The following is a 12,004-nucleotide window of genomic DNA, read 5'->3' on the forward strand; positions in this document are numbered from 1 at the left end:
CACCCTTACACCATCGGAGGTAATTGATGAAGCGGAGCCTGACCCTCCTGTTCGCCCTGTTGCTGGCCGTACCGGCGCTGGCCGAACGCAAGCAGAGCTTTGGCGAGTACGACGTGCATTACATCACCTTCAATTCCGGTTTCCTGCAGCCGGACGTCGCCGCCGCCACCGGCCTGGTGCGCAGCAGGACCCAGGGCGTGGTCAACGTATCGGTACTCAAGCAGGGCGAGCCGGTCCCCTCACTGGTCAACGGCTCGGTGAGGAACCTGCTCGGCCAGGACCGTCCCCTGGCCTTCCGCCAGATAAAGGAAGGCCAGGCGATCTACTACCTGGCCCAGTTCCCGTTCGACTCGCGCGAGACCCTGCGTTTCACCCTCAATGTCCAACCGCTGGGCGGCGAGCCAATGAGTTTCAACTTCAACCAGGAAGTGTTTCCCGACCCATGATGCCTTTCAACGAACTGGTGCTGGCCAGCCACAACGCCGGCAAGCTCAAGGAGCTGCAGGCCATGCTCGGAGACGCGGTCCGCGTGCGCTCGGTGGGTGAGTTCAGCGATATCGAGCCCGAGGAAACCGGCCTCTCCTTCGTCGAGAACGCTATCCTCAAAGCGCGCAATGCCGCGCGGCTGTCCGGCCTTCCGGCACTGGCCGACGATTCGGGTCTGGCAGTCGACGCCCTCGGCGGCGCGCCGGGCATCTACTCGGCACGCTATGCCGACGGCCAGGGCGATGCCGCCAACAATGCCAAGCTGCTCGACGCCCTGCGCGAGGTGCCCGTTGCGGAGCGCGGAGCCCAGTTCGTCTGTGCGCTGGCGCTGGTGCGGCATGCGGACGATCCGTTGCCGATCATCTGTGAAGGGCTTTGGCCGGGCAGCATCCTGCATGCTGCCCGCGGTGATCAGGGCTTCGGTTACGACCCGCTGTTCTGGGTGCCCGAGCGGGGATGCTCGAGCGCCGAGCTGCCGGCGGCCGAAAAGAACCGGATCAGCCATCGCGCACGGGCGATGGCGATCCTCAAACAGCGGTTGGGCATCGCATGAGCGCAGCCGGAAGCCGGAAGCAGGAAGCTGGAAGCGAAAAGCACACGGACAGCTTCGAGCGGCTGACTTCCGGCTTCGAACTGCCGCCTCTGGCGGCTTATGTCCATATCCCCTGGTGCGTGCGCAAATGCCCGTACTGCGATTTCAATTCCCACGCGGCCGGCCCCTCGTTGCCCGAGGATGCCTATGTCGACGCGCTGCTGAGCGACCTCAATCAGGACCTCGAGCACGTCCACGGCCGCCGGCTGAGCTCGATCTTCTTCGGCGGCGGCACCCCCAGCCTGTTTTCGGCCCAGGCGCTGGGCAGGATTCTCCAAGGGCTGGAGCGGCGGGTCGGTTTCGCCGACGACATCGAGATCACCCTCGAAGCCAATCCAGGTACCTTCGAGCAGGAAAAATTCCGCAGCTACCGTGCCTTGGGCATCAATCGGTTGTCGATCGGCGTGCAGAGTTTCCAGGCCGAGAAGCTCAAGGCGCTGGGGCGCATTCACGACGGCGACGAGGCGATCCGCGCCGCCGACATGGCCCGCGCGGCCGGTTTCGACAACTTCAACCTGGACCTGATGCACGGCTTGCCCGGGCAGAGCCTGGACGACGCCCTGGCCGATCTGCGAATCGCGATTGCCCAACTGCCGACGCACCTGTCCTGGTATCAGCTGACCCTGGAGCCCAATACCCTGTTCTTCAGCCAGCCTCCGCAGCTGCCCGAGGACGATGTGCTCTGGGACATCCAGGAAGCGGGCCAGGCCCTACTCGCAAGCCACGGCTACGGGCAGTACGAGACCTCCGCCTACGCGCGGGACGGGCAATGCGCGCGGCACAACCTGAACTACTGGACCTTCGGCGACTTCCTCGGCATCGGCGCCGGTGCCCACGCCAAGCTGACCCATCCTGACGGACGCATCGAGCGCAGCTGGAAAACCCGCCTGCCCAAGGACTACCTCGACCCGGTCAAGGCCTACCGGGCCGGCCGCAAGACGCTCACGGCCGAGGAACTGCCGTTCGAGTTCCTGATGAATGCGCTGCGCCTGACCGAAGGCGTACCCGCCGCGCTGTTCGCCCAGCGTACCGGCCTGGCGCTGCAACAGCTCGAGCAGGGACGCGACGAGGCGATACGCCGCGGCCTGCTGCTCGACGACCCGGCTCGCCTGGTGGCTACGCCACGCGGCCAGCTTTTTCTCAACGATCTGCTGCAACTGTTTCTACCCTAAGGACACCGCATGGACCTGCTGCTCGACCTCATCGTCACCGTCTCGCGCTGGAGCCGCAGCCACCTCTACGACATCTCGCTGGCCATCATGGCCACCCTCTTCGTGCTCTTCGGGCCGGCGATCAACGCCTGGGTGAGGAAGTCGGTGAGCGGCCTCAACTTCTTCTTCCGCACGCTGATCTTCGTACTGGTCTGCGCCATCGGCTACGGGCTGGCGATCGTGTTCCTGACGCCCTGGGTGGCGCAGGGCCTGGGCCACCTGAACAACTATGGCCTGGCACCGGTGCTGCTGCTGATCTTCTTCCTCATCGGCGTGCTCGCCGACCGCAACTAGCCCGCCTCACTCCTCACGGAGAAAGCGTTCGAGGTCCACCGGCTCCCCGGGCATCCCGTGCAGCTGGTGGCGCAGGTCCTCGAAAAGCGGGTCGTAGACGGCATGGAAGCCGAACAGCACGTCGGTATGCAGATGCACACCATGCTGGAGCAGGCACTGGCGGATGCGATGCAGGAAGTTGAACGCCACATCGCGATGCATCGAGAACCGCTCGTCGACTGGCGTCTGGTCGGCCACACCGTGCAGGTGAAAACAGGCCCACTCCGGTTTCGGCTCGGCCCCCTCGACGTGATAGTCGAGGATCAGGTGATAGCCGGGAAAGCCAGCCGACGCGGGCCGGCTGACCTCTACATGACCAGGTCTGAACACGAACGCCCCTCCTCTGTTGACGCACCGGGCGACGCCCCACGGTGCCGGCCGCGGCATGCCGGCCACTGAATTCATCTTCGCGCCGCCCCTTCGCAGCTTCCTTGACACGGATCATGACCACCTCTCAACGGGCAGCATTCAATGGTCATGGCTACAGTTGATCCATCAAGGAGACAGGACATGGCCACGGCTTCGAAACAACTAAAACTTAGTGCATTGGTGGCGCTGGTGGTGGGCTCGATGATCGGCGGCGGGATCTTTTCCCTGCCGCAGAACATGGCGGCCAGCGCCAGCGCCGGCGCAATCCTCATCGGCTGGGCGATTACCGCGGTCGGCATGCTGAGCCTTGCCTTCGTTTTCCAGACCCTGGCTAACCGCAAGCCGGATCTCGACGCGGGTGTCTATGCCTACGCCAAGGCCGGCTTTGGCGACTACATGGGCTTTTCCTCCGCCTGGGGCTACTGGATCAGCGCCTGGATCGGCAACGTCAGCTACTTCGTCCTGCTGTTCAGCACCCTCGGCTATTTCTTTCCGATATTCGGCGAGGGCAACACCCTGCCAGCGGTGATCGGGGCCTCGCTGGTGTTATGGGGCGTCCATCTGCTGGTCCTACGTGGCATCCAGCAGGCGGCCTTCATCAACCTGATCAGCACCATCGCCAAGATCGTACCGCTGGTCCTGTTCATCATCATCACCGCGGTCGCCTTTCGTCTGGACGTGTTCACGGCCGACTTCTGGGGCCGCGGCAACCTCGAACTCGGCAGCGTGATGGAGCAGGTGCGCAACATGATGCTGGTGACCGTCTGGGTGTTCATCGGCATCGAAGGCGCCAGCGTCTATTCGGCGCGGGCCGAGCGGCGTAGCGACGTCGGCAAGGCCACGGTGATCGGCTTCATCGGCGTGCTGGCCCTGCTGGTGCTGGTGAACGTGCTGTCGATGGGCATCATGAGCCAGGCCGAGCTGGCCGGTCTGAAGAATCCGTCCATGGCCGGCGTACTGGAGCAGGTCGTCGGACGCTGGGGCGCGGTGCTGATCAGCGTCGGGCTGGTGGTGTCGCTGGCCGGCGCCCTGCTCTCCTGGACCCTGCTGTGCGCCGAGATCCTCTTCGCCGGCGCCCGCGACAACACCATGCCGAGCTTCCTGCGCAAGGAGAACGCCAACCACGTCCCGGCCAACGCGTTGTGGCTGTCGAACGGGCTGATCCAGCTGTTCCTGATCATCACGCTGTTCAGCGCCTCGACGTACCTGAGCCTGCTCTACCTGGCCACCTCGATGATTCTGGTGCCCTACTTCTGGTCGGCCGCCTACGCGCTGCTGCTCGGCGTGCGCGGCGAGAGCTACGAGAACGCGCCCGGGGAGCGGCGCAAGGATCTGCTGACCGCCGCGATCGCCACGTTCTATGCGCTCTGGCTGGTGTATGCCGGCGGCATGCAGTACCTGCTGCTGTCCGCCCTGCTCTATGCGCCGGGTGCGCTGCTCTTCGCCAAGGCCAAGCGCGAGCTCGGCCAGCCGGTTTTCACCCCGTTGGAGAAGCTGATCTTCGCCGTGGTGCTGGTCGGTGCGGCAATCGCTGCCTACGGGCTGTACGACGGATTCCTGTCTCTCTGATCCATGGGGCCCGCTGCCCCAGCAACGCTCGACCACAGCCACAAGCGGTGGAGAGCCACCGAGCACCCCACCGGTGCGAAGACTTGCAAGGAGTACTGCCATGACACCGCAACCCCTGAAGCTGGGCGTCCACTCCGAGGCCGGAAAACTGCGCCAGGTACTGGTCTGCTCGCCAGGCCTGGCCCACCAGCGCCTGACGCCGACCAATTGCGACGAGCTGCTGTTCGACGATGTGCTGTGGGTGAACCAGGCCAAGCGCGACCATTTCGACTTCGTTACCAAGATGCGCGAACGGGGCGTCGAGGTTCTGGAAATGCACAACCTGCTGACCGAGACGGTGAGCAATCCGGAAGCCCTGAAGTGGATCCTCGACCGCAAGATCACCCCCAACCAGGTTGGCATCGGTCTGCAGAACGAAGTGCGCAGCTGGCTCGAAGAGCAGCAACCCAGACAGCTCGCCGAATACCTGATCGGCGGCGTCTCGGGCAGCGATCTGCCCGGCACCCACAGCGGCGAGATCGTCAGCCTGTTCCGTGATTACCTGGGCCACTCGAGCTTCATCCTGCCGCCGCTGCCCAACACGATGTTCACCCGTGACACCAGCTGCTGGATCTACGGTGGGGTGTCGCTCAACCCGATGCACTGGACCGCACGGCGTCAGGAAACCCTGCTGACCGCGGCCATCTACCGCTTCCACCCGCATTTCTTCGGGCAGGACTTCAAGGTCTGGTACGGCGACCCCCAACTCGACCATGGCCTGGCCACGCTCGAAGGCGGCGACGTGATGCCGATCGGCAAGGGCGTGGTCCTGATCGGGATGGGCGAACGCACCTCGCGTCAGGCCATCGGCCAACTGGCCCAGTCCCTGTTCAGCCAGGGCGCGGCCGAGCGCGTGATCGTGGCCGGCCTGCCGCGCTCGCGCTCGGCGATGCACCTGGATACGGTGTTCAGCTTCTGCGATCGCGACCTGGTGACCATCTACCCTGAAGTCGTGCACGGCATCGTGGCATTCAGCCTGCGCCCCGACGAAAGCAAGCCGGGCGGCATCGACCTGCGCCGCGAGGGCGCGAGCTTCCTCCAGGTGGTCGCCGAAGCCCTCGGCCTGCCGGCCCTGCGAGTGGTGGAGACCGGTGGCGACAGTTACGAGGTCGAGCGCGAGCAATGGGACGACGGCAACAACGTGGTCGCCCTCGAGCCCGGCGTGGTGATCGGCTACGACCGCAACACCTTCACCAACACCCTGCTGCGCAAGGCCGGTGTCGAGGTGATCACCATCAGTGCCAGCGAACTGGGCCGGGGCCGTGGCGGCGGCCACTGCATGACCTGCCCGATCGTGCGCGACGCCCTGGACTATTGATCACCGCCGGGCCTCGTCCCGGCAAGTCCCACATTCGGAGGACCCATCTCATGGCTTTCAATATTCACAACCGCAGCCTGCTCAGCCTCATGCACCACAGCGAGCGCGAGCTGCGCTACCTGCTCGATCTGTCCCGCGACCTCAAGCGCGCCAAATACACCGGCACCGAGCGCCAGCATCTCAAGGGCAAGAACATCGCGCTGATCTTCGAGAAGACTTCTACCCGTACCCGCTGCGCCTTCGAAGTCGCCGCCTACGACCAGGGCGCCAACGTCACCTACATCGACCCGAACTCCTCGCAGATCGGCCACAAGGAAAGCATGAAGGACACCGCGCGGGTGCTCGGGCGCATGTACGACGCCATCGAATACCGCGGTTTCAAGCAGGAGATCGTCGAGGAGCTGGCCCGCTACGCCGGAGTGCCGGTCTACAACGGCCTCACCGACGAGTATCACCCGACCCAGATGTTGGCCGACGTGATGACCATGCGCGAACACAGCGACAAGCCGCTGCACCAGATCAGCTATGCCTACCTGGGCGATGCGCGCAACAACATGGGCAACTCGCTGCTGCTGATCGGTGCCAAGCTCGGCATGGACGTGCGCGTCGCCGCGCCACGTGCGCTGTGGCCGAACGAGCAGCACATCGAGGCGTGCAATGCCTTTGCCGAGCAGAGCGGCGCTCGGCTGCTGCTCACCGAAGACCCGCGCGCAGCGGTGCAGGACGTCGATTTCGTCCATACGGACGTCTGGGTGTCGATGGGCGAACCGGTCGAAGCCTGGGCCGAGCGCATCGAACAGCTGCTGCCCTACCAGGTGAACCCAGCGCTGATGCAGGCCACCGGCAACCCGCGCAGCAAGTTCATGCACTGCCTGCCGGCCTTCCATAACAGCGAGACCAAGATCGGTGGGGAGATCGCGGCCAAGTACCCGCACCTGGCCAACGGCATCGAGGTGACCGAAGAGGTATTCGAGTCGCCAGCCTGCATCGCCTTCGAGCAGGCCGAGAACCGCATGCACACCATCAAGGCGATCCTGGTTTCGACCCTCGCCGACATCTGAGCATCCGGCGCCCGGAGTTTCGGGCGCGCACAGGAGGAAGACCGCATGCGTATCGTCGTCGCATTGGGTGGCAATGCCCTGCTTCGCAGAGGCGAGCCGCTGAGCGCGGATAACCAGCGCGAGAACGTGAGGGCCGCCTGCACCCAGATCGCCCGGATCGCGCCGGGCAACGAGCTGGTCGTAGCCCATGGCAACGGCCCGCAGGTCGGGCTGCTGGCTTTGCAGGGCGCGGCCTATTCGGATGTGCCTGCCTATCCGCTGGATGTCCTCGGTGCGGAAACCGAGGGCATGATCGGTTACATCATCGAGCAGGAGCTGGGCAACCTGCTGCCCTTCGAGGTGCCCTTCGCCACGCTTCTGACCCAGGTGGAAGTGGACGCCGCCGACCCAGCCTTCGAGCATCCCAGCAAGCCGATCGGGCCGGTCTACAGCCGCGAGGAAGCCGAGCGCCTGGCACGCGAGAAAGGCTGGAGCATCGCCGCCGATGGAGACCGCTTCCGTCGGGTGGTCCCAAGCCCGCGGCCGAAGCGGATCTTCGAGATAAGGCCGATCCGCTGGCTGCTGGAAAAAGGCAGCGTGGTGATATGCGCCGGGGGCGGAGGCATCCCTACGGTGTATGACCAGGACGGACAACTGCACGGCATCGAGGCGGTGATCGACAAGGACCTTTGCTCGGCCCTGCTGGCCGAACAGCTGGAGGCGGATTTGCTGGTGATCGCAACCGACGTCGATGGCGCCTACCTGGACTGGGGAACACCAGAACAGCGGCGCATCGGCGAGGCCCATCCCGACCAGCTGGAACGCCTGGGTTTCGCTGCCGGCTCGATGGGGCCGAAGGTGCAGGCGGCCTGCGAGTTCGCCCGCAACACCGGCAAGGTCGCGGTGATCGGTTCCCTGGGTGATATCGAGGCGATCGCGCAGGGCCGGGCCGGAACGCGGGTCAGCCTGGCAGCGGAGTCGTCTTTGACCTAGGGACGATGCCAACGAAAAAGGGGTGCCGGTGGCACCCCTTTTTCGTGACGGCAAAGCCTCGGTCAGTTGTCGCGGCGCAGCGCCTGGGGCGAGAAATCGCGCGGCTGCAGCTTCACGTCGAACTGGTACATCGGCTCGTTGTTGTCCAGACCGTCGACGAAGTAGTTACCCCGCTTGAGGTCGTAGAGGGTCTCCAGGGTGCTGGCGAACATCGGCACCTCGTAGTAGTTGATCGGATGGCTTTCCTGCAGCCCGACCAGCTCGCCATTCTGGTCGTAGAGGTCCACCGCCAGGATCTGCCAGCTGTCCTCGTCGATATAGAAGCGACGCCGGTCATAGGTGTGCTTGAAGCTCGGCCGCAGGGTCGCATCGACAACCCATACACGGTGCAACTCGTAACGCAGCAGCTCCGGGTTCAGCGTCTTGGACTTGACGATGTCGTTGTAGGGGATGCCCTTCTGGTGTACGGCATAGCTGTTGTAAGGCATCAGCATCTCGCGCTTGCCCACTAGCTGCCATTCATAGCGATCCGGCGCGCCGTTGAACGAGTCGACTACGTCGGCCGTGGCCAGACCGCTAGTGTCCGGCTGCGGCGAGTCGTAGGCCAGCGAGGGCAGACGCCGGACGCGGCGGTCATCAGGGCTGTAGCGCCATGCCTTGCGGGTCGCCATGACCTGATCGAGGGTATCCTGAACCACCAACGCGGTACCGGACAACTTCGCCGGGGCGGTCACCTTGTACTTGTAGTACAGCAGGGTATTGTCCAGGCTGTCTTCGGTCATGCCTTCTCGGTTGTAGACGCTGTAGACCAGCCGATCCCGCTTGATGTAATGCGGGTTGCCGTTGATCACCACCGCCTGGTTGTTGATGATGCGGATCTGCTCACCCTTGTAGTGCAGGATGTGGTTCCAGATCACCTCGGTACCGTCCTGGGGCAGCGGGAAGGGTATGCCCGCCGACGCCCCACGAATGCCGTTTCCGTTGGCGATCAGCTCCGCATTGACGGCGTTGAGACGCGTGGCGTCATAGATGCGCTGCGGTGCCGAAGCACTGCGGCGGGTCGGGAACACGCGCAGGTAGAACTCAGGATAGCGCTCGACCAGGGCACGCAACCCTTCGGGCAGCAGCGAGGCGTACTGGCCAACGTTGCCTCGGTCGACCCGGTAGAGCTGCGCATCGCTGGCGAAAGGATCAGGGTGATGCATGCCGCTCGAATAGCTGGCCGGAGACTGCACGCCGCCGGTCCAGGCCGGGATGGTGCCGGAGGCGTTACCCGCCCGTTCGGCACCCAGTGGGGTCAGATCCTGCCCCAGGCGAGCGGCCTGGGCGCTATCGACCTTGGCTTGAGCCTGGCCGACGCAGGCCATCAACAACAGAATTCCAATCTTTCTGTACATCGTCCTTTACTCCTTGCAGCGCGGTCCGGGCGCTGCTTCGTGCCGCTGCCGGAATGGCAGAGCAGCCGTGGTAAGCGTTGTGTTGGGCGCGCCTTCCTGGCGGCCGCTGGCGTCGAGACGAGTGGGTGCTGTCTCGATCGCCGCGCGGATTCATCCCTATGGCCGTTGTGCGGCTCTCGTCGGACGCAGAGTTTGACGTCCTCTCATTTCTTACGCTTACTCGGTGCGCTGGAACTTGAGGTCCCAGACACCATGCCCGAGGCGTTCGCCACGGCGTTCGAACTTGGTCACCGGTCGCTCCTCGGGCCGAGGGACGAAGCCGTCCTCGTCACCCAGGTTGCGGTAGCCGGCCACCGCGTTCATCACCTCGAGCATGTGCTCGGCATAGGGCTGCCAATCGGTCGCCATATGGAGCACGCCCCCGGCCTTGAGCTTCTGTCGCACCAGGTCCGCGAAGGCGGGCTGGACGATACGCCGCTTGTGGTGGCGACTCTTGTGCCAGGGGTCTGGAAAAAACAGCAAAACCCGGTCCAGGCTCGCATCGGCGACGCAGGTGCGCAGTACCTCCAGCGCATCGCAGCTGTAGACCCGGACATTGTTCATCTCGCGCGCCAGCAGGCCGCTGAGCAGCGCCCCAACGCCCGGTTTGTGCACTTCGACGCCGATGAAATCCTGCTCGGGCGCCGCTGCCGCCATTTCCAGCGTGGAATGGCCCATGCCGAAGCCGATCTCGAAGGTCAGCGGCGCCGTGCGCCCGAAGACCTGGGAAAAGTCCTGCATCCCTTGTTCCAGTTCGAGACCGAAGCGCGGCCAACCCTCTTCAAGCGCGCGCTGCTGGCCGACCGTGGTACGGCCGGCGCGCATGACGAAGCTCTTGACGGTGCGCATCGGGCGTTGTCCGGTCGGTTCGCCGGAGGGTTGCTGCATATCGCTCATGGATGTCCTGCACGTTCGTAAAATGCGGCGTCCCGGCCGTAAACAGGGTCGGCCGGGCCCCGTTCAGTTGATCAAGCCATCGAGGGGAGAAGAAGCGCTGGCATAGAGCTTCTTCGGCATGCGACCGGCCAGGTAAGCCAGGCGCCCTGCCTCGATGGCGTATTTCATCGCCTCGGCCATCAGCACCGGATTCTGCGCGTGGGCGATGGCGCTGTTCATCAGCACCGCCTCGCAACCGAGCTCCATGGCGATGGTGGCATCCGAGGCGGTGCCCACGCCGGCATCGACCAGCACCGGCACCGTAGCTTCTTCGAGAATGATGCGCAGGTTGTAGGGGTTGCAGATCCCAAGACCCGTGCCGATCAGACCGGCCAGTGGCATCACCGCGATGCAGCCCATCTCGGCCAGTTGGCGAGCGATGATCGGGTCGTCGCTGGTGTAGACCATCACGTCGAAGCCGTCCTTGATCAGCACTTCGGCCGCCTTGAGGGTCTCGATCACGTTGGGAAACAGGGTCTTCTGGTCGGCCAGCACTTCGAGCTTGACCAGGTTGTGCCCGTCCAGCAGCTCGCGCGCCAGGCGACAGGTACGCACCGCCTCGGTGGCGTCGTAGCAGCCGGCGGTATTCGGCAGGATGGTGTAGCGCTCCGGAGAGATGACATCGAGCAGGTTCGGCTCGCCCGGATTCTGCCCGATGTTGGTGCGGCGGACCGCGACCGTGACGATCTCGGCACCGGAGGCCGCGATAGCGGCGCCGGTCTGCTCGAGATCCTTGTATTTGCCGGTGCCCACCAGCAGGCGCGACTGGTAAGTACGGCCGGCAAGGGTAAAGGGCTTGTCGTGGGGAACTGGGGTCATTGGGAGCCTCTCGTGTACGGGTTGCGGCGAGCGATCTGGACGGGACGCGTGGGCGACTCAGCCGCCACCGATGGCGTGCACGACCTCGACCTGGTCACCTTCGCTCAACGGCGTCTCGGCATGCAGGCTGCGCGGCACGATGTCCTGGTTGAGTTCGACCGCAACGCGCCGACCGGTCAGCTCGAGGTGCTGCAACAGATCGGCTACGGTCTGCCCCCGTGCGAGCTCGAAAGGCTCGCCATTCAATTGAATCCGCATGGTCTGATCACTGTCGGAAGGGCCCGCCATTCTACGCGAACCCGGTTCGCGACCAAAGACGAACCTACAGTCATTCGTCACGCGGTTGATGGCCCATGATCTCACGGCATAGATCAGGTCATTCTCCAGGCGACGACGATCAGGCACGCCCAGCCCGCGAGAAAGCTGACGCCGCCCAGCGGGGTGATCATGCCCAGCTTGCCGATGCCGCTCAGCGTCAGCAGATACAGGCTGCCGGAAAACAGCACGATACCCAGGACGAACAGCCCGCCGGCGATGCCTAGTAGCCGGCCCGGTAGATGCAGCGCCAGGAGGGCGACACCGAACAGGGCCAACGCGTGAATCAACTGGTAGTGCACACCGGTCTGAAACACAGCGAGGTAATCGCTGCTGAGCCGGTTTTTCAGGCCGTGGGCGGCGAATGCACCGAGCGCCACACCGGTCATGGCGAAGAAGGCAGCGAGCATCAACAGGAGTCGGGTCATTCGATCGGCCTCGGTAAAGTTGGCGAAAAATGTAATGATCGGACGCGCCCGCCCTGTCATGCAATCTTCGACACGTCAGCCAGCGGTGCGTCACCGGTATAATGCCCCGACCCAAGGAAG

Annotated in this window: 14 protein-coding genes; 8 read left to right on the top strand and 6 right to left on the bottom strand. The window is 64.4% G+C overall.

Features of this window, described 5'->3' with window-relative positions:
* Positions 1 to 26: 26 nt before the first annotated feature.
* The 4 genes from G7026_RS09970 to G7026_RS09985 are packed head-to-tail and all read left to right on the top strand — an operon-like array spanning position 27 to position 2,583.
* Complete coding sequence (locus tag G7026_RS09970) at positions 27 to 446, top strand: DUF4426 domain-containing protein (protein ID WP_181070619.1); 420 nt, start codon at positions 27 to 29, stop codon at positions 444 to 446.
* The gene (rdgB, locus tag G7026_RS09975; protein WP_181070620.1) at positions 443 to 1,039 is read left to right on the top strand and encodes an RdgB/HAM1 family non-canonical purine NTP pyrophosphatase; all 597 of its coding nucleotides are present in this window, start codon (positions 443 to 445) and stop codon (positions 1,037 to 1,039) included. Before G7026_RS09970 ends, rdgB begins: the two co-directional genes overlap by 4 nt.
* Positions 1,036 to 2,250: a radical SAM family heme chaperone HemW gene (gene hemW, locus G7026_RS09980; RefSeq protein WP_181070621.1), complete on the top strand. Its 1,215-nt coding sequence runs from the start codon at positions 1,036 to 1,038 to the stop codon at positions 2,248 to 2,250. Before rdgB ends, hemW begins: the two co-directional genes overlap by 4 nt.
* A 9-nt stretch (positions 2,251 to 2,259) precedes the next feature.
* Positions 2,260 to 2,583, top strand: a complete 324-nt coding sequence (locus tag G7026_RS09985; RefSeq protein ID WP_181070622.1) for a DUF3392 domain-containing protein — start codon at positions 2,260 to 2,262, stop codon at positions 2,581 to 2,583.
* A 6-nt stretch (positions 2,584 to 2,589) separates the two neighbouring features.
* On the opposite strand, the gene G7026_RS09990 is transcribed toward G7026_RS09985, so the two are convergent.
* Positions 2,590 to 2,952 (bottom strand): DUF5064 family protein, encoded by a 363-nt coding sequence (locus G7026_RS09990; protein WP_308811776.1) that lies wholly within the window; start codon positions 2,950 to 2,952, stop codon positions 2,590 to 2,592.
* A gap of 180 nt (positions 2,953 to 3,132) precedes the next feature.
* On the opposite strand from G7026_RS09990, the gene arcD reads away from it, so the two are divergent.
* From arcD to arcC, 4 genes are all read left to right on the top strand, one after another.
* Positions 3,133 to 4,560: an arginine-ornithine antiporter gene (arcD, locus tag G7026_RS09995; RefSeq protein WP_181070623.1), complete on the top strand. Its 1,428-nt coding sequence runs from the start codon at positions 3,133 to 3,135 to the stop codon at positions 4,558 to 4,560.
* A gap of 100 nt (positions 4,561 to 4,660) precedes the next feature.
* Complete coding sequence (gene arcA / locus G7026_RS10000; protein ID WP_181070624.1) at positions 4,661 to 5,917, top strand: arginine deiminase; 1,257 nt, start codon at positions 4,661 to 4,663, stop codon at positions 5,915 to 5,917.
* Between the two features lie 50 nt (positions 5,918 to 5,967).
* Complete coding sequence (locus G7026_RS10005) at positions 5,968 to 6,978, top strand: ornithine carbamoyltransferase (protein WP_181070625.1); 1,011 nt, start codon at positions 5,968 to 5,970, stop codon at positions 6,976 to 6,978.
* 45 nt (positions 6,979 to 7,023) lie between these two features.
* Positions 7,024 to 7,950 (top strand): carbamate kinase, encoded by a 927-nt coding sequence (gene arcC / locus G7026_RS10010; RefSeq protein WP_181070626.1) that lies wholly within the window; start codon positions 7,024 to 7,026, stop codon positions 7,948 to 7,950.
* 62 nt (positions 7,951 to 8,012) lie between these two features.
* On the opposite strand, the gene G7026_RS10015 is transcribed toward arcC, so the two are convergent.
* From G7026_RS10015 to G7026_RS10035, 5 genes are all read right to left on the bottom strand, one after another.
* On the bottom strand, positions 8,013 to 9,347 hold the full coding sequence (locus G7026_RS10015; RefSeq protein WP_181070627.1) for a DUF1329 domain-containing protein: 1,335 nt from the start codon (positions 9,345 to 9,347) through the stop codon (positions 8,013 to 8,015).
* Between the two features lie 216 nt (positions 9,348 to 9,563).
* A complete protein-coding gene (trmB, locus tag G7026_RS10020; RefSeq protein WP_181070628.1) occupies positions 9,564 to 10,283 on the bottom strand; it encodes a tRNA (guanosine(46)-N7)-methyltransferase TrmB in 720 nt (239 codons plus the stop codon).
* Positions 10,284 to 10,346: 63 nt separating this feature from the next.
* Positions 10,347 to 11,141, bottom strand: coding sequence for a thiazole synthase (locus tag G7026_RS10025; RefSeq protein WP_181070629.1), 795 nt, complete (start codon positions 11,139 to 11,141; stop codon positions 10,347 to 10,349).
* 57 nt (positions 11,142 to 11,198) lie between these two features.
* Positions 11,199 to 11,399 carry a sulfur carrier protein ThiS gene (gene thiS, locus G7026_RS10030; protein ID WP_181070630.1) on the bottom strand — a complete coding sequence of 67 codons (201 nt, stop codon included), beginning with the start codon at positions 11,397 to 11,399 and terminating at the stop codon, positions 11,199 to 11,201.
* A gap of 113 nt (positions 11,400 to 11,512) precedes the next feature.
* Positions 11,513 to 11,884 carry a DUF423 domain-containing protein gene (locus tag G7026_RS10035; protein ID WP_181070631.1) on the bottom strand — a complete coding sequence of 124 codons (372 nt, stop codon included), beginning with the start codon at positions 11,882 to 11,884 and terminating at the stop codon, positions 11,513 to 11,515.
* Between the last annotated feature and the right edge of the window lie 120 nt (positions 11,885 to 12,004).

Source organism: Stutzerimonas azotifigens, assembly GCF_013522725.1.
Lineage (GTDB): Bacteria > Pseudomonadota > Gammaproteobacteria > Pseudomonadales > Pseudomonadaceae > Stutzerimonas > Stutzerimonas azotifigens_A.